Source organism: Salmonella sp. NW884, assembly GCF_051700745.1.
GTDB lineage: Bacteria > Pseudomonadota > Gammaproteobacteria > Enterobacterales > Enterobacteriaceae > Salmonella > Salmonella enterica.
In genome coordinates this window covers 369160-387703 of sequence record NZ_JAMMDE010000002.1, presented here as the reverse complement: position 1 = coordinate 387703, position 18544 = coordinate 369160, and the positions used below count along the sequence as shown (strand labels likewise).

Sequence of the window (18544 nt, the reverse complement as noted above, 5' to 3'; positions counted from 1 at the left end):
CATTGTCTTTCATCTTGCAGGCGTGTTGTCTGCGCCGTGAATCCACAGTCACTCTCTTTTCCCGCTCCAGTCGTTACAACCCTCCTCGAATCAATCCCCCCATCCCGCGGCGCTCCATAAACGCCGCCACCTGATGACGCACTTCGGTCGCCATCTGCGCCTCAAGGCTGCGTCTGGCAAGGGTTTGCGCGTCTTCAAAATCGATATGCCGCAGCAGATATTTCACACGCGCTACCGAACGGCCATTCATCGAAAGATGGCGATATCCCAGACCGATAAGAATCGCCACGCACATCGGATCGCCCGCCATCTCGCCGCACAAGCGAAGATCGAGGCCATTTTTTTCGGCTTCCTGCGCAATCATGCTCAGTGCGCGCAGCATAGCCGGATGCAGACTGTCGTAAATACTGGCCACGCGGGTATTGTTGCGATCTACCGCCAGGATATATTGCGTTAAATCGTTGGTGCCGACCGAGATAAAGTCGATCCGGTTAGCCAGATGCGGCAGCATAAATACCATTGATGGCACTTCCAGCATAATGCCGATACGCGGTTTCGGGATCGCATAGCCGATCATCTCCTCGACCTCGCGCCCGGCGCGTTCGATCAGACGTCGCGCTTCATCGACTTCATCAATACTGGTGACCATCGGCAGCAAAATGCTGAGGTTGCCAGTCGCCGCATTGGCGCGCAGCATCGCGCGGACCTGGATCAAAAAGATCTCCGGCTGATCCAGCGTAATGCGGATCCCGCGCCAGCCCAGGCACGGGTTCTCCTCGCTGATCGGCATATAGGGCAGTTGCTTATCCGCTCCCACATCCAGGGTCCGCAGCGTCACCGGTTTATCGTTAAACATTTGCAGCATCCCTTGATACTGCGCCACCTGCTCTTCTTCCGAGGGAAACCCGCTTTGCAGCATAAAGGGAATTTCAGTACGGTACAGGCCGATACCGTCGATCCGACTGCCTAACTTTTCCTCATGCTCGGGACTGAGCCCGGCATTCAGCATCACTTTGACTCGCTCGCCGCTTTTCAGTTGGGCGGGAAGATTGACGTCGTCCTCCGCCAGACGACTGAGTTCTATCTCTTCACTAATGAGCCGCTGATATTCCTGAATAAGCACGGGTTCAGGATCGACCAGTAATTCACCGCGATAGCCATCCACCACCAACGTACGGCGATGTAGCACCGAAGGTTGGATATCCGCGCCCATGACGGTCGGGATACCGAGCGCGCGCACCATAATCGCCGCATGCGAGTTTGCCGCGCCGTCGCGCACCACAACGCCCGCCAGCCTGTCCTGCGGCAGCTCCGCCAGGGTGGTCGCCGACAGCTCATCCGCGACCAGAATAAAACGTTCCGGCCAGGCGTTTGGCCCCTGAACTGAATCATCAAGGTGGAATAACAGCCGCTGCCCCAGCGTGCGTAAGTCTCCCGCACGTTCTTTGAGGTAGTTATCGGTTAGCGCCGCAAATTGCTCGGCAAATTTTTCGATGATTTTTTTAACGGCCCACTCCGCAACAGCGCCTTTGTCGACCTCGGCGAAGAGTTCGCGACGCAGTCTGGCGTCTGAAAGCAGGTGTGAGTACAGATCGAAAATGGCCGCCGTCTCTTTTTGCGCGCCGGCGGCAAAGCGTTTGCTGTATCGTCGGAACTCGTTCGCCGCCTCTTCCAGCGCGCTGGTCAATCGTTCGCGTTCAAGAGAGGTATCCAGCGTAGACGCTTCGTAAACCTGTTCCATCAGCGGCATGGTCGCGTCTTGCCAGCCCGTTGCGATAGCCACGCCCGGCGCCGCAGGAAGCGCGCGGATTCGCGTCTGCCGGTATTGCCCGAACAGCGCTGTGACCTGCGACTGTGACAGGATAGCCGCCATCTGCGTAGCGAGCGTGACGAGGAAAGACTCTTCGCTTTCATCGTACTGGCGCAATTCGCGCTGCTGTACGACCAGCACGCCGAGAAGTTGGCGACGCTGAATGATCGGCACGCCGAGAAACGCGCGAAAACGCTCCTCTTTTACCGAAGGAATGTATTTAAAGCTGGGATGTTTTTGCGCATCGGCAAGGTTAATGGGTTCCGCCAGTCTGCCCACCAGACCGACGATCCCCTCATCAAACGCAAGCGCAACGGTTCGACCACGCGGTTTTTTCAACCCCCGCGTCGCCATCAGGTAATAACAGCGTCGGTCATGATCGGCCAGGTAAACCGAGCAAACCTCTGTATCCATCGCAAGACAGATATCCGTGACCAGAATATTCAGCGCCTCGTTCAGACGCGGCGCACTGGCCACTTTTTCGACTATTTCGCGCAGGCGAGTGAGCATAATTTGCGTGGCTTAACCTCTTTTACGTCGATAAGCAGGCGCGCTTTGTAGCTTAGGGGGATTATCCTGAAGCGCCATGACAACACTTGCAAACTCTTTCATTACCCTGCGGTAGACATCGCGTTTAAATGACACCACTTGTCGAACCGGATACCAGTAACTTACCCAGCGCCAGCCGTCAAACTCCGGCGTACTGCTGGTTTGCATATTGATTTCGGCGTCGGCGCTCATTAACTGCAAAAGAAACCACTTTTGTTTCTGGCCGATACATACCGGCTTTGTGTCCCAACGCACCAAACGTTTTGGTAACTTGTAACGCAACCAGTTGCGAGTAGAAGCAAGGATCCGCACATCTTTACGGCTTAACCCAACTTCTTCAAACAGTTCCCGGTACATCGCCTGTTCTGCCGACTCCCCTGGATTTATCCCGCCCTGCGGGAACTGCCAGGAGTGCTGACCAAATCGCCGGGCCCACATCACCTGCCCCTGACGATTACAAATTACGATACCTACATTTGGGCGGTAGCCATCGTCATCAATCACCGGACTACCTCAACATAAACCTTATATATGAACGATTGTTTCATACTCCAGTGAGGCGGTAAACCACTCTGTAATAGTGACACAGCCTAATAACAATTGAATAACTCACAGTAAATAGCCGAGTTATAAACAGATGATGACGCCCTTGCGCCATTTTATTCACCTTTTCTGTGGATATAGTTGTGAAGAAGTATGGAATTACCACGGGAAAACCCAGAACAGTCTGAATTCCTCATGCGGAAAACAGTAAAAATAGTGCCTTATATTCATTGCGTTATAGACAAATCTTACATGCTACCTTCATAAAGCGTGACCAGCATCACATCTAAGATCCTTATGCTGATGAAAGATCAACCAGCGTCGGTTTTATCCACAGATTGTGCCAATAACTTACGCACTATTTGTCTGAATTTTCGATTTTCGTCGCACGTCAAGGCTGTAAATGGAAACAGTAGTGGTGGTTTTACACAGTTATCCCAACTTTCTGTGGATAACATAGTGTAAGATCCTGTTTATTGTCAGTGACCAGAATTGGAAAACCCGCTTCAGCGTTGCGCAACACGAAGAAACAACACAAAAAAGGCAATAAAAATCAGTCTATTGAATATAAGACACAGAAAAAGATAAACTCTGCCCATACGGTATAAAATCACTGCTCATTTTTTGACCTAAGGTAATTGTCATGTCCGCTCTTTGTCCGCTACTGACTCCGCCTGCTTCGGAAGCATTGCTGTTAGCCCAGGCGCGGCAGCTTTCCGGCTATACGTTAGGCGAGCTGGCGGCGATGGCCGGCATTACCACACCTAAAGATTTGAAGCGAGACAAAGGCTGGATCGGCGTCTTGCTGGAGATCTGGCTCGGCGCCAGCGCCGGGAGCAAGCCGGAGCAGGATTTCGCCGCATTAGGCGTAGAACTGAAAACCATCCCGGTGGATAGTCTGGGTCGTCCTCTGGAAACAACCTTTGTTTGCGTGGCGCCGTTAACCGGTAACAGCGGCGTGACCTGGGAGACAAGTCACGTACGGCATAAATTGAAGCGCGTGCTATGGGTGCCGGTCGAAGGCGATCGCAGCATACCGTTAGCCGAACGCCGCGTAGGTTCGCCGCTACTCTGGAGTCCGAGTGAAGAAGAGGACAGGCAGCTACGCCTCGACTGGGAAGAGCTGATGGACATGATAGTGCTGGGCCAGGTGGAACGCATTACCGCCCGTCATGGCGAAGTCTTGCAACTGCGACCCAAAGCCGCCAATGCCAGGGCGCTCACCGAGGCTATCGGCGCGCGCGGGGAACCTATTTTGACGCTACCGCGTGGATTTTATCTGAAAAAAAATTTTACGCAGGCGCTGCTGGCTCGCCATTTTTTATTGCAGAATCCGTAACGTCCATTACACGCAAATGCGCCTCCGCTATGGCTACGCATCGGGCCGGCGCCGGATAAACGTAAGCGTATTGTCGCCGCTATTTTACACCGTTCCTGGTTGCGCAAATTCAGCCTGGGCTTTCGCCCGTCACTCGACGGGCCTATAATTACCGCTTCTTTTTTTGGCAGGACTTTGTTCGATGTTATTTGCATGGATAACCGATCCTAATGCCTGGCTGGCGCTCGGTACGCTGACGCTGCTGGAGATTGTACTTGGGATCGACAACATTATTTTTCTTTCTCTGGTGGTAGCAAAACTTCCTACGGCGCAACGGAACCACGCACGGCGGCTTGGGTTGGCGGCGGCGATGGTCATGCGCCTGGCGCTGCTGGCGTCAATCGCCTGGGTCACTCGTCTGACTAATCCGCTGTTTGAGCTTTTCGGCGAAGCGATTTCCGCCCGCGATCTCATTCTGTTACTGGGCGGGTTATTTTTAATCTGGAAAGCCAGCAAGGAGATCCATGAGTCCATCGAAGGCGAAGAAGAAGGGTTAAAAACCCGGGTTTCTTCTTTCCTGGGCGCAATAGTGCAGATTATGCTGCTGGATATTATTTTCAGCCTTGATTCAGTTATCACAGCGGTTGGCCTCTCCGATCATCTGTTTATTATGATGGCGGCAGTCGTTATTGCCGTGGGCGTCATGATGTTTGCGGCACGGCCCATCGGCGAGTTTGTCGATCGCCATCCGTCGGTAAAAATGCTGGCGCTCTCCTTTCTGATTCTGGTTGGCTTTACCCTGATTCTGGAAAGTTTCGACGTTCACGTTCCGAAAGGGTATATCTATTTCGCCATGTTCTTCTCTATCGCAGTAGAGAGCCTGAACCTGTTGCGTAATAAAAAGAATCCGCTGTAATCCTGTCTCGCTCCCCCGCCGGGGAGCGAATACTCACTTTATTTCCTTTCTTCTCACAGATTAAGATTTTGCTGCTTCCGACATGCAGAGCTGCGCGTTATTACTAGACTATTATCAGACATATGATTAACAGACTATTATCAGATGCAGGCTACGTGAGGACAAACGGATGAAAAAGTGGGCAGTTGTAATTTCCGCAGTAGGGTTGGCTTTTGCGGTATCCGGATGCAGCAGCGATTATGTAATGGCGACGAAAGATGGTCGTATGATCCTGACCGATGGAAAACCGCAAGTTGACGATGATACCGGTCTGGTCAGCTATACCGATGCACAGGGAAACGAGATGCAAATCAACCGTGACGAAGTATCCCAAATCATCGAACGTTAAGCGGTGGCCTGTGATCAAGGTCAGCGTTCTGCAGGCCTTCAGGCTGCGTCCCGTAACGGTGCGTGGCGACCACGCCCGGTAACAATTACGCCGCGCAGCCTGCAATTTTACTTTCCCTTTTGCCTTCCCTCTGCCATTTTTATTGTCCTTTGTCGGGAATTTCTGACTTCATAATAAAAAGGAAACGGCTATGCACTATCACCGTATACCCCACAGCTCGCTCGAAGTAAGTACGCTAGGGCTGGGCACAATGACATTTGGTGAACAAAACAGCGAAGCCGACGCTCACGCACAGCTCGACTATGCCATCGCAAATGGCATTAACCTTATCGACGCCGCCGAGATGTATCCGGTACCGCCGCGCCCGGAAACACAAGGGCTGACGGAATCCTATATCGGTAACTGGCTCGCCAAACGCGGCAACCGTGAAAAACTGATCATCGCCAGCAAAGTTAGCGGACCGGCACGTAATAATGATCAAGGCATCCGGCCTCATCAGGCGCTGGATCGTAAAAATATTCGCGAAGCGCTACACGACAGTTTGACCCGGTTGCAGACCGACTATCTGGATTTGTATCAGGTGCACTGGCCGCAGCGCCCCACTAACTGCTTCGGTAAACTCGGCTATAACTGGACGGACTCCACGCCAGTAGTAAGTCTGCTGGAGACGTTAGACGCGCTAAGTGAGTTTCAGCGAGCGGGTAAGATTCGTTATATTGGCGTTTCAAATGAGACAGCGTTTGGCGTTATGCGCTATCTGCACCTGGCGGAAAAACATGACCTGCCGCGTATTGTCACGATCCAGAACCCCTATAGCCTGTTAAACCGCAGCTACGAGGTCGGACTGGCGGAAGTCAGCCAGTATGAAGGTGTTGAATTGCTCGCCTACTCCTGTCTGGCGTTTGGCACATTAACCGGTAAATACCTGAACGGGGCCAAACCCGCAGGCGCGCGGAATACCTTGTTCAGCCGCTTCACACGTTACAGCGGCGAACAGGCACAAAAAGCCGTTGCCGCCTACGTCGATATCGCGAAGCGTCACAATCTTGATCCGGCGCAAATGGCGCTGGCCTTTGTTCGCCGCCAGCCGTTTGTCGCCAGTACGTTACTGGGCGCAACCACGATGGCGCAGCTCAAGACGAATGTGGAAAGTCTGCATCTGACGTTAAGCGAAGAGGTTCTGGCGGAGATTGAGGCGGCGCATCAGGTTTATACCTATCCGGCGCCGTGATGGTCAGTGCCCGGTGGCGCTACGCTTCCGGGCTTACAGAGACAATGTAAGCCGGATAACACGCACTCGCCGCCCGGCATATTCACTCAGTATGATGCCTGCCGGCGCTGCCAGATCCACAGCGCCGCGATCGCCAGCGCGAACAGCACGCCAAAGCCGATACCTATCGCCACCGCAGGAACGCCAACCAGCACCGCCAGCGAGTACAGTCCCAGCATTAATAGCATGGCGCTATTCTCGCCCAGATTTTGTACGGCAATGGCATTCCCGGCGCCAACGCTCTTCTTACCGCGCTCCTGGAGCAAGGCGTTGAGCGGCACCACAAAAAAGCCGCCCAGCATACCTATCAACAGCAACAAGGCATAAGCAGGCAGCAAGGCGTGCTGTAATGAGAAGATCGCAACCACAACGCCAATCAAAATCCCGGCGGGCATACAGCGCGATACGGTCTCCAGCGTCACCAGTTTTGCCGCCGCGCCCGCGCCGACCACAATGCCTACCGCCACCATGGCGTTCAGGTAAGTCGGCGTGGCGTTATCCGTAATGCCCAGCGCCACTGGCACCCACAGCACCAGCAGAAAACGCAGCGTCACGCCTGCGCCCCAGAATAGCCCGGTCCCCACCAGCGAAAAACGCGTTTCACCGTTACGCCAAAGGACAACGCAAGCGCTGAAGAAACTACGCGTCATCGCCGACAACCGCCAGGATTGTCCTGGACGCGCCGCCACAAGCTTCGGGATAAACAGGTTAGCCGCCACTGCGCCAGCGTAGGCCAACGCGCAGGCAACCAGCGCGGCGATGACATGCCAGTCGGCCAATACGCCGCCCGCGACGGAACCGAGCAAAATCGCCGCAATCGTAGAGGCTTCCATCATGCCATTGGCTTTCACCAGCTTATCGCCCGTCGTCAGTTCACCCAGAATACCGTATTTCGCCGGAGAATAAGCCGCCGCGCCGATCCCGACCAACGTATAACCGACAAAAGGATTTACGCCGAGGCAGATACCTGCCGCTCCCGCCAGTTTAAGACCATTGGCGACCATCATCACCCGGCCTTTGGCAAAGCTGTCCGCTATCTGGCCGACAAACGGCGCAAAAAGAATGTAAGCGCCCACAAACACCATTTGCAAAACAGGCTGGCTCCAGTCCGGGTAAAACTGAGCTTTCAGCAGTGCCAGCGTCGCAAACAGCAGCGCATTATCGCCAAAAGCCGAGAGAAACTGCGCGACAATAACCGACAGCATCCCTTTCGACCAGATGGAGGTGTTAGTACGTACTGACTCACTCATGATGTTGTTCCGGCGCATCCACCCAACTTTTCAGCGTCACAAAATCGGGTTTCCCGCTGCCAAGCAAGGGAAGCTGCTTCAGATAACGGATATCACGCGGGACGGCCAGTTCCGGAATACCGTGTTCACGGGCATAGTGCTGTAACTTTTCTCGGGTGAGTTCGCTGTCAGTCGTAAACAGTACCAGCGCTTCACCTTTGCTGGCATCGCTTTTAATGGCGGTAGCGTGCATTTTCTCCGCCGAAACGCCAAGCGCCAGTTGCTCGACCATCTCCAGCGAGACCATTTCGCCAGCAATTTTTGCAAAGCGTTTCGCGCGCCCCTGAATCTGCACAAAACCATTTTCATCGAAGCGTACAATATCGCCCGTGTCGTACCAGCCGCGCTCAGTTTCGCCTCTGGCGTTTTCCGCCGACGGCACCTCCAGCACGCCCGGTTTTTCCACGCGCAGATAGCCATTCATGATATTCGGCCCTTTCAGCTGTAGCCGACCGCCGTTTTCAATACCGGGCACCGCCAGCAGACGCGCGTCCATGCCAGGCAGAATGCGGCCAACAGTGCCAGGCTTAGCCGCCATCGGCACGTTAATCGAGACTACTGGCGCGCATTCCGTTACCCCGTAGCCCTCAAGAATGCGCAGACCGAATTTATCCTGCCACAGTTGTTTGGTACTCTCCTGAAGTTTTTCCGCACCGGCCACCACATAGCGCAGGCGATAAAAATCATACGGATTGGCAAAGCGCGCATAGTTGCCGAGGAAGGTTGACGTACCAAACAGCACGGTACAGTTACGGTCATAGACCAGTTCCGGCACAATGCGGTAGTGCAGCGGACTTGGATAAAGAAACACTTCCGCGCCGGTCAACAACGGCGTAAACAGGCCCACCGTCAAACCGAACGAGTGAAAGAGCGGCAGCGCCGACATAAAACGGTCATTGGCGGTGAAATCCGCAATCGTTTTTATCTGCTCGACGTTCGCCAGAATGCTTTTATGGCTGTGCACCACCCCTTTCGGGTGCCCTTCCGAGCCGGAAGTAAAAAGAATAATCGCCGCGTCTTCCGGCTGCTGTTTTACCTGCGCCAGTCGCGGCGCCAGGAGGTGGGCAAAAATCCACAGCTTGTCGGAGGGCGTGACGTCCGCTTTTAAATCTTCCAGGTAAACCCAGCGAACCTGCGTTAGCTGTTCCGGCAGGTGCCATAATTTACCTTTATCGAGGAACTGGCGGGAGGTAAAAATCGTTTTAATTTCCGCCGCGGTAATCGCGCTGGTCAGCCCTTTTACCCCCGCCGTGTAGTTCATCATGGCCGGAATGCGGCGACGAGAAACCGCGCCGAAAATCACCGCCGCGCTGATGGCGGCATTCGGCAGCATTAAACCGATTTTCTCGCCCTCAACGCTGTACTTTTCCAGAATCCGGCCAACAAAAAGCGTCTTGGTCAGTAACTTACGATACGTATCCGGCGTAAAGTTAATGTCCTCAATACAGTTTTTACCTGCGCCGTAACGATATTGCGCCGCCAGCAACGATTCGTATAACGTCTCGCGCGGGCGCACCGCCATACGCGCTTCCATCATGATCTGGTGCAGCATCTCACCCGCTATCTTACGTCTGTCGCGCGCGCGCGGCGCTTCCGGCATCGGTATTTGCGTCGGCGGTAAAATATGAAGCTGAATGCGGGGGAATAAGCGCCGTTTAACCAGACCTTTAAGGCGACTGAAAGGCGTAAGCTCCGCGCCGTCAATACGGAGCGGAATGACGGTTGCGCCCGATTTTGCCGCCACAAAGCCTGCGCCGTCATAAATTTTCATCAGCGAGCCGGTCACGGAAATCCGCCCTTCCGGGAAAATCACCACTGGACGCCCCTGCTCCACCAGGCGCACCAGGTGTTTAATGGACATGGGTTTAGTGGGATCGAGCGGTACAAAATCGATCAGCGGCGTTAACCAGCGCATATACCATTGCTGGCTGATGGAGGTATATACCGCAAAGACAGGCCGTACCGGCAAAAACAGCGCCAGTAGCATACCATCGATAAATGAAACGTGATTGGGGGTAATTAAGACCCGGTTCCCCTGTAGCGCCCGGACATCGCCAGTGACGCGCACACGATAAAGCACGCGAAACAGGTTACGGAAAAATCCAAACAGCATTTCAACTCCCTTTGGCCGACAATTCGCTAAAACATGAATTGTGGCAGATTACACGAGTTGCGTAACAGGAGCGATAGCAAAATAGGTTCGAAAAAAAACCTGCGCATCCGCGCAGGTTGGTGCAAGAGACAGGTACGAAGAGCGTACCGAATAATCTCACCAATCAATACCTCTGGGATCTTGATTGTGGGCTTCGCGCGTCTGCATCGCCAGTCCGAAAACGCAAAGGAATAAACGGAAATGCAACGAGTTGTGTAAATTATCCGTTACTGTTACAGGTTCAGGCGAAACAAAAAAAAACCTGCGCATCTCTACGCAGGTTGGTGTAATTCGTGTGATCAACAATGACGTTGATTCCACCTATCAATACCTCTGGGATCACCACTCTATCAACCTGACTCGCTGGCCTGCCAGCAGACAATCGCAACAGCGCTTCGCAAACTGTAACGAAAGATTTGTATTGTCACTTTACAGACGCATTTCTCCCGTGCAGGTCACATTTGCCCGACACGGCGGGGCAAGAGGCTTGAACAGACGTTCATTTTCCGTAAAACTGGCGTAATGTAAGCGTTTACCCACTATAGGTATTATCATGGCGACCATAAAAGATGTAGCCCGACTGGCCGGTGTTTCAGTCGCCACCGTTTCTCGCGTTATTAACGATTCGCCAAAAGCCAGCGAAGCGTCCCGGCTGGCGGTGACCAGCGCAATGGAGTCCCTGAGCTATCACCCTAACGCCAACGCGCGCGCGCTGGCACAGCAGGCAACGGAAACCCTCGGTCTGGTGGTCGGCGACGTTTCCGATCCTTTTTTCGGCGCGATGGTGAAAGCCGTTGAACAGGTGGCGTATCACACCGGCAATTTTTTACTGATTGGCAACGGGTATCATAACGAACAAAAAGAGCGTCAGGCTATTGAACAGTTGATTCGTCATCGTTGCGCAGCGTTAGTGGTACACGCCAAAATGATTCCGGATGCGGACCTGGCCTCATTAATGAAGCAAATCCCCGGCATGGTGCTGATTAACCGCATTTTACCGGGGTTAGAACACCGCTGTGTCGCGCTGGATGACCGTTACGGGGCATGGCTGGCGACCCGACATCTGATCCAGCAAGGTCATACGCGTATTGGGTATATCTGTTCCAACCACACCATCTCTGATGCCGAAGATCGCCTGAGGGGCTATTACGATGCGCTGGCGGAAAGCCATATCCCGGCTAACGATCGGCTGGTGACGTTCGGCGAACCGGATGAAAGCGGCGGCGAGCAGGCGATGACTGAGTTATTAGGTCGCGGCAGAAATTTTACCGCGGTGGCCTGCTATAACGACTCGATGGCGGCCGGCGCAATGGGAGTATTAAATGATAATGGCGTGGGGGTGCCGGGCGAAGTATCGCTCATCGGTTTTGATGATGTACTGGTCTCACGCTATGTGCGTCCCCGACTGACTACCATTCGGTATCCGATCGTCACCATGGCGACACAGGCGGCGGAGCTGGCGTTAGCGCTGGCAGGGAAATGCCCTACGCCAGAAGTAACTCATGTATTTAGTCCGACACTGGTACGCCGACATTCGGTATCCACGCCGACGGATACCGGACACCTGTCGACAACCGATTAATCAGGGTAGCATGATGGCGACAATGCTGGATGTTTCCCGCCATGCGGGCGTATCAAAGGCCACCGTCTCACGGGTGCTAAATGGAACGGGGCAGGTAAAAGAAAGTACGCGCCAGAAAGTGTTTACGGCGATGCAGGCTCTGGACTATCGCCCTAACCTGCTGGCACGCTCGCTGGCGAATCGCACCAGCAACAGCATCGGTCTGGTCGTCTCTACGTTTGACGGCTTCTATTTTGGCAGTTTGTTGCGCCGGGCGTCGCGCCAGGCGGAGTTGCATAACAAGCAGTTGATCGTCACCGATGGTCACGATACGCCGGAACGAGAGCAGAAAGCCGTACAAATATTGGCCGACAGACAGTGCGACGCTATTATTCTTTACACTCGCTATATGGATGAGCTGGCGATTTTGTCGTTGATTGACGCCACGGAAATGCCGCTGGTGATTATTAATCGCAACGTCACTCAGGCCCGCGATCGCGCTATTTTCTTCGAGCAGGAGACGGCGGCATTCCAGGCGGTGGAATATCTGATTACGCAGGGCCATCGCGATATCGCCTGTATTACGCTGCCTGTTCATACTCCCACCGGCACATCACGCGTAGCGGGTTATCGCAAGGCGCTGGAAAAATATGGCATCCCCTGGCAACCGGCAAAAGTGAAATACGGCGATTACACGCTGACGCGCGGCTATGACGCCTGCCGGGAATTACTGGAGGAAGGCGTCACGTTTAGCGCGCTATTCGCCTGTAATGATGACACGGCGCTGGGCGCGGCAAAAGCGCTGCGCCAGGCCGGATTACGCATCCCGCAGGATGTGTCGCTGTTTGGTTTTGACGATGCGCCGGGCGCAACCTGGCTTGAACCGGGGCTTTCAACAGTCTATTTACCCATCGAGGATATGATAGCCACCGCGATCGATCAGGCCGTTCGTCTGGCGAACAGCGAGCCGGTCGCCCCGATCCCACCCTTTACCGGCACGCTGATTCTGCGCGAGTCCGTCGCCGCAGGCCCGTTTTTTCAACGTCCGGCCTAATGATGCGCTTCAGAGCATCTCCAGCGCTAACAGCTCTTCAATGGTCTGACGACGGCGGATCAGCCGCGCCTGTCCATTGTCAAACAGTACTTCCGGCAGGAGCGGGCGGCTGTTGTAATTCGATGACATAGACGCGCCGTACGCGCCGGTATCGTGCAATACGAGGTAATCGCCGGGGATGACCGCAGGTAAGGCGCGTGTTTCAACCATTCCCCCTTCCTGCTGCGTAAAAACATCGCCTGATTCGCATAGCGGCCCGGCGACCACCGTCTCGACCCACGGGCCATTTTCAAGCGCGCGACCATCCGCCGCCAGCGCCGAAATACGGTGATAGCTACCGTACATCGCCGGGCGCATCAGATCGTTAAAACCCGCATCTACCAGCACGAAATGGCGGCTTCCCATCTGTTTTACGCTACGCACCTGCGTTACCAGCACGCCCGATTGCGCCACCAGATAACGTCCGGGTTCGATCTCAAGTTTGACCGCATGTCCCAGATGGCGGGCGATTTGCTCGCGCGCCGCGTTCCACAGACCATAGTAATGGCGCGTATCAACGGGCTCTTCTCCCTCACGATAAGGTATCGAGAGTCCGCCGCCTGCCGAAATCGCGTCCAAATCCTGACCGCATTCCAGCACCTGGCGTACCATCGCGCCGCAAACCTGCTCCAGATGGCCATAATCGACGCCGGAACCAATGTGCATATGGATACCGACAAGTTTCAGTCGGTATTTCTGCATTACCGCCAGCGCCGCCGGAAGATCGCTATGCCAGATGCCGTGTTTGCTGTTTTCGCCCCCGGTGTTGGTTTTCTGGCTGTGGCCGTGACCAAAGCCAGGATTCACGCGCAACCAGACGCGATGCCCAGGCGAAACCTGACCAAGCTGCGTCAGCATATCTACCGAGCCGGCATTGACCGGAATATGCAGTTCGCTGACGCGCGCCAGCGTGGCGGCGTCAATCACATCGGCGGTAAAAACGATATCATCAGGGCACGTTTGCGGATCGTAGCCCGCCGCCAGCGCACGTTCGATCTCTCCCAATGAAACAGAATCCACCTTGACGCCCTGCGCGCGCATTAAGCGCAGGATATGAATGTTCGAACAGGCTTTTTGCGCAAAACGCACGACGTCAAACTGCTGCAGGGCGGCTATCTGACGGCGAATAATGTGCGCGTCATAGACCCAGACCGGACAGCCGAATTCAGCAGGCAATCTGAGCAAATTTTCAGCGTTAAGGTCAGTTTCAGCGTGATAATGCGGCAATGACATAACAAACTCCGGAACAGGCTTTTTAACGATTACGCCATACCTTAGAAAGAATAAAAAATATCGTTTTATTGTCAGTCTATGCAAAAATGATATGGGATAAATGATTCAGGGAAACGTATGGCTGCCGTTAATTTACGTCACATTGAAATTTTTCATGCCGTAATGACCGCCGGAAACCTCACCGAAGCGGCGCGGCTGCTGCATACCTCGCAGCCTACCGTCAGTCGCGAGCTGGCGCGTTTTGAGAAAGTGCTGGGATTAACGCTGTTTGAGCGCACACGTGGGCGCTTACATCCGACGGTGCAAGGGCTACGCCTGTTCGAAGAGGTACAACGCTCCTGGTATGGGTTGGATCGCATCGTCAGCGCGGCGGAAAGTCTGCGCGAGTTCCGTCAGGGCGAGCTCTCTATCGCCTGCCTGCCGGTCTTTTCACAATCCTTTTTGCCGCCGTTACTACCGCCTTTTCTGGCGCGTTATCCGGATGTCAGCCTGAATATTGTGCCGCAGGAGTCGCCGTTGCTGGAAGAGTGGCTCTCCGCCCAGCGCCACGACTTAGGGCTGACGGAGACGCTTCATGCCCCGGCAGGAACAACCCGCACCGAGTTACTAACGCTAAATGAAGTGTGCGTACTGCCCTGCGACCATCCGCTTGCCGCCAAAACGGTACTGACGCCAGACGATTTTCAGGGGGAAAACTTTATCAGCCTCTCCCGCCTGGACAGCTATCGACAGTTGTTGGATACGTTATTTGCCGAACATCAGGTGAAGCGCAGAATGGTGGTGGAAACGCATAGCGCGGCCTCCGTCTGCGCGATGGTGCGCGCCGGGGCGGGCGTTTCGATCGTTAACCCGCTGACCGCGCTGGACTATGCCGCCAGCGGCGTCACCGTTCGCCGCTTCAGCATTGACGTGCCCTTTACCGTCAGCCTGATTCGCCCGCTACACCGCCCCGCCTCCGCGCTGGTTGACGCCTTCAGTAAGCATTTACAAACGCATCTTTCGCGCCTGGTCGAACCGCTGGAGGTTATTCTGAGGCCGATGACGAAAGCATAAAGCTCACGGCATCTGCGGCATGAATTGCCGTGGTATCGAAAACCGGTAGCGCGCTTTGCGTCTGGGGAACAAGCAAACCTATTTCAGTGCAGCCAAAAATAACGCCCTGCGCGCCTTGCGCAGCCAGTTGTTCGATAACCTGTAAATAATAGTGGCGCGACGCGTCGGTGAATGTCCCCTGACAGAGCTCGTCAAAAATGACCTGATTGATACGCGCCCGATCGTCCGCCTCCGGCACGATGGTCTCAATCGCAAATTGCTGTTCCAGCCGCCCGCGATAAAAATCTTGCTCCATCGTATAGCGAGTCCCTAATAGCGCCACGCGATGCAACCCCTGACGGGCGATAGCTCGCCCGGTAGCATCCGCGATGTGCAGGAAAGGCAGAGAACAACGAGATTCAATAATGTGCGCGATTTTATGCATGGTGTTGGTACACAGCACAATGCCTTCTGCGCCCGCCTGCTGTAACCCCTGGGCGGCCTGCGCCAGGATATCGCCCGCTTTATCCCACTCGCCGCGGCGTTGACATACTTCAATATCGTGGAAATCTACGCTATGCAGCAGTAAGCTCGCCGAGTGCAGGCCTCCCAGCTGCTGTTTAATGCCTTCATTGATTAAACGGTAATAAGGGATAGTCGATTCCCAGCTCATCCCCCCCAACAGTCCGATCGTTTTCACTGCGCTCTCCTTTTTTTAAAGCATTATGGCAGTGAAGCAAACTTACACATCCGTTTCCAGTCTATTTTTCATCATGCCGGATAACAGGCGTCATCCGGCATGGGAGGGGGGATTACACGCCAATATTTCTTAGCTTCTCGCCCGCCATTAGCTTGCGTTCGATATGCTCCAGGGTGACATTTTTGGTTTCCGGAATCAGCCAGAAAGTGATGCCGATAAAAGCGATATTCAGCGCGGTGTAGAGCCAGAATGTACCTGCCGCGCCAATGCTGTCCAACAGTGTCAGGAATGTCGCGCCGATGATCATGTTCGATACCCAGTTTGTCGTGGTTGAACAGGTAATGCCAAAATCACGGCATTTCAGCGGCTGGATTTCCGAACACAGTATCCACACCACCGGAGCGGCGCTCATCGCGTAACCGGCGATACACATCATCGTCATCCCAACGGAAAGCCAGGAGAGACCGCTTGATGCCGTACCGTTATCAAACTGCATCAGGCAGTAGCCCAACACCAATGTCCCTAACGCCATTACGCTGAAACCGATTTTTAACGCCGGTTTACGCCCGGCCTTATCGACCGTAAAGACGGCGATAAACGTCGCGAACATAAAAGTCAGTCCAACCACCAGCGTGGCGATCATTTGCTGTTCCGTGGTGGTAAAGCCGGCCATTTTAAAAATGCGCGGCGCATAGTACATAATGATGTTCATGCCGGTGAACTGCTGCATTGCCTGTAGCAGCATACCGAGGAACACGGCGCGGCGAACATTGCGGTTAGCTTTAAATAATGCCCACCCTCCCTGCTTGAGTTTGAGGCTTTCCCGAATCTCATTCAGTTCATCACGGGCTTTTTCCGAGGTATCGCGCAGCATACGCAGCACCTCTTCCGCTTCAATATGGCGACCTTTTTGCGCCAGCCAACGCGGACTATTCGGCAGGAATACCACCAGAATAATGAGCAACACCGCAGGCAGCGCCAGCACGCCCAACATCGCGCGCCAGTTGCCGCTGTAGCTGAATGCCGTATCGGATAAAAAAGCCAGCACAATGCCTAACGTCACCATCAGTTGATACATACTGATCATTTTGCCGCGAACATTTTCACTTGCCATTTCAGAGAGATAAAGCGGCGCGGTATAGGACGCAATCCCTACTGCTACGCCCAGTATCACGCGGGCGCCAATCAATACTTCCACGCTGGAAGCAAACGCCGACCCCAGCGAGCCGAGCACGAACAAAATCGCGCCAGCCATCAGGCTATACTTACGCCCCAGCCGGAATGAAAGCCAGCCGTTAAATAATGCGCCAATTGCCGCGCCAAGCATCATACTGCTGACGACCCACTCCTGCAGCCGGCTGGTCAGTACGAAATGGTCGGTAATAAAAGGCAGCGCCCCGGCGATAACGCCGATATCCAGACCAAATAACAGTCCCGCTACCGCTGCAGAAACCGAAACAAACATATTCATACGTCGTGTGTCGCGAAGCGAACGCGGCGTTAAAGCAGAGTCATGATTAATAGAGACCATATTTTCCTGCCACAACAGAGTAAGACATAGCCTGAAAGTACGGGATACTCTTCCTCAAGTGTCAGGCTGGAAACGGCATAAATATGGATTAAATGGCTACGCTATAGCGATATGTGATGGATATTACACTTTTTAAATTTAACGCCGTTGCCGGGTATTTTTTCAAACCACCAATATTTCAATAAGTTAAAGCATTGATCATAGCTATTATTTAACAATATATGGATTAAGTTAAACCCACAATATGGACTATGCTAATGAGATCATAAAAAAACCCTGTACCAGGACAGGGCTTTATCAGTTTTTCGGCCAAAGCGTCGATTTTCCCAGAAACGCATTTGTCAGTAGCGGATTAACGCGCCAGCCAACCGCCATCTACCGCTATGGTATAGCCGTTAATATAATCAGCAGCGCTGGATGCCAGGAAGACTACCGGCCCCATTAAATCGCCCGGTAGTCCCCAACGTCCAGCCGGAATACGGTCGAGAATTTCGGCGCTACGTTGTGCATCAGCGCGCAATTGCTGGGTATTATTCGTGGACATATAGCCCGGCGCGATGGCGTTTACATTGATATTGTGTTTCGCCCACTCGTTCGCCATCAGACGCGTTATTCCCATTACGCCGCTTTTCGACGCGGTATAAGACGGAACGCGAATGCCGCCCTGGAAGGAAAGCATAGACGCGATATTAATAATTTTGCCGCCGTTGCCCTGGGCAATAAAATGTTTTGCCGCCGCCTGAGACATAAAGAACACGCTCTTGATGTTCAGGTTCATGACGTCATCCCAGTCTTTTTCCGTGAAATCAATCGCATCTTCACGACGGATCAAACCCGCGTTATTCACCAGAATATCAATATGACCGTATTCTGCCACCGCCCGTTCCAGTAATGCCGGAATGCCATCGATTTGACGCAGATCGGCTGTCAGGCTTAAAAAACGACGTCCCAGAGCGGTGACGCGCGCAATAGTTTCCGTCGGTTCAACAATGTTAATACCAACAATGTCACAGCCCGCTTCCGCCAGCCCTAACGCCATCCCCTGCCCCAATCCGGTATCGCACCCCGTCACAACCGCGACTTTACCTTCAAGAGAAAATGCATTCAAAATCATTGTTAATCCTTATTTTTGTCATGCCTGTCACGCACAGGCGTTATC

General features: G+C 53.8%; 15 protein-coding genes. 7 read left to right on the top strand and 8 right to left on the bottom strand.

Annotated elements, in window-relative coordinates:
* Positions 1-73: 73 nt before the first annotated feature.
* Positions 74-2320, bottom strand: a complete 2247-nt coding sequence (ptsP, locus tag NA197_RS06370; protein WP_023227736.1) for a phosphoenolpyruvate--protein phosphotransferase — start codon at positions 2318-2320, stop codon at positions 74-76.
* 12 nt (positions 2321-2332) lie between these two features.
* Positions 2333-2863 (bottom strand): RNA pyrophosphohydrolase, encoded by a 531-nt coding sequence (rppH, locus tag NA197_RS06365; protein ID WP_000564481.1) that lies wholly within the window; start codon positions 2861-2863, stop codon positions 2333-2335.
* Positions 2864-3545: 682 nt separating this feature from the next.
* Between rppH and mutH the strand changes: the two genes are divergently transcribed.
* The 4 genes from mutH (at position 3546) to NA197_RS06345 (ending at position 6755) form a co-directional block, all read left to right on the top strand.
* On the top strand, positions 3546-4241 hold the full coding sequence (mutH, locus tag NA197_RS06360; RefSeq protein WP_001274930.1) for a DNA mismatch repair endonuclease MutH: 696 nt from the start codon (positions 3546-3548) through the stop codon (positions 4239-4241).
* Between the two features lie 181 nt (positions 4242-4422).
* Positions 4423-5136 (top strand): TerC family protein, encoded by a 714-nt coding sequence (locus tag NA197_RS06355; protein ID WP_000895635.1) that lies wholly within the window; start codon positions 4423-4425, stop codon positions 5134-5136.
* A 169-nt stretch (positions 5137-5305) separates the two neighbouring features.
* Entirely contained in the window at positions 5306-5524 is a 219-nt protein-coding gene (locus NA197_RS06350; protein WP_000758662.1) for a YgdI/YgdR family lipoprotein, read from the top strand.
* 190 nt (positions 5525-5714) lie between these two features.
* Positions 5715-6755: an NADP(H)-dependent aldo-keto reductase gene (locus NA197_RS06345; protein ID WP_000558960.1), complete on the top strand. Its 1041-nt coding sequence runs from the start codon at positions 5715-5717 to the stop codon at positions 6753-6755.
* 86 nt (positions 6756-6841) lie between these two features.
* Here the strand turns inward: NA197_RS06345 and lplT are convergent, their stop codons facing one another.
* Positions 6842-8044, bottom strand: coding sequence for a lysophospholipid transporter LplT (gene lplT, locus NA197_RS06340; protein WP_000004689.1), 1203 nt, complete (start codon positions 8042-8044; stop codon positions 6842-6844).
* Positions 8037-10196 (bottom strand): bifunctional acyl-ACP--phospholipid O-acyltransferase/long-chain-fatty-acid--ACP ligase, encoded by a 2160-nt coding sequence (gene aas, locus NA197_RS06335; protein ID WP_064043408.1) that lies wholly within the window; start codon positions 10194-10196, stop codon positions 8037-8039. Before aas ends, lplT begins: the two co-directional genes overlap by 8 nt.
* Before the next feature lie 592 nt (positions 10197-10788).
* On the opposite strand from aas, the gene galR reads away from it, so the two are divergent.
* Positions 10789-11817, top strand: coding sequence for an HTH-type transcriptional regulator GalR (gene galR, locus NA197_RS06330; RefSeq protein ID WP_000201030.1), 1029 nt, complete (start codon positions 10789-10791; stop codon positions 11815-11817).
* A gap of 10 nt (positions 11818-11827) precedes the next feature.
* Entirely contained in the window at positions 11828-12850 is a 1023-nt protein-coding gene (locus tag NA197_RS06325; protein WP_074181622.1) for a LacI family DNA-binding transcriptional regulator, read from the top strand.
* A gap of 9 nt (positions 12851-12859) precedes the next feature.
* Here NA197_RS06325 and lysA read toward each other — a convergent pair whose 3' ends face one another.
* Positions 12860-14122, bottom strand: coding sequence for a diaminopimelate decarboxylase (gene lysA / locus NA197_RS06320; RefSeq protein ID WP_064043410.1), 1263 nt, complete (start codon positions 14120-14122; stop codon positions 12860-12862).
* 117 nt (positions 14123-14239) lie between these two features.
* On the opposite strand from lysA, the gene NA197_RS06315 reads away from it, so the two are divergent.
* Positions 14240-15175, top strand: coding sequence for a LysR family transcriptional regulator (locus tag NA197_RS06315; RefSeq protein WP_064043411.1), 936 nt, complete (start codon positions 14240-14242; stop codon positions 15173-15175).
* On the opposite strand, the gene NA197_RS06310 is transcribed toward NA197_RS06315, so the two are convergent.
* The 3 genes from NA197_RS06310 to kduD form a co-directional block, all read right to left on the bottom strand.
* Positions 15147-15854 (bottom strand): aspartate/glutamate racemase, encoded by a 708-nt coding sequence (locus NA197_RS06310; protein ID WP_064043412.1) that lies wholly within the window; start codon positions 15852-15854, stop codon positions 15147-15149. The genes NA197_RS06315 and NA197_RS06310 overlap by 29 nt on opposite strands.
* 112 nt (positions 15855-15966) lie before the next feature.
* Complete coding sequence (araE, locus tag NA197_RS06305; protein ID WP_000253650.1) at positions 15967-17385, bottom strand: arabinose-proton symporter AraE; 1419 nt, start codon at positions 17383-17385, stop codon at positions 15967-15969.
* A 352-nt stretch (positions 17386-17737) separates the two neighbouring features.
* A complete protein-coding gene (kduD, locus tag NA197_RS06300) occupies positions 17738-18499 on the bottom strand; it encodes a 2-dehydro-3-deoxy-D-gluconate 5-dehydrogenase KduD (protein WP_000602490.1) in 762 nt (253 codons plus the stop codon).
* Positions 18500-18544: the final 45 nt, after the last annotated feature.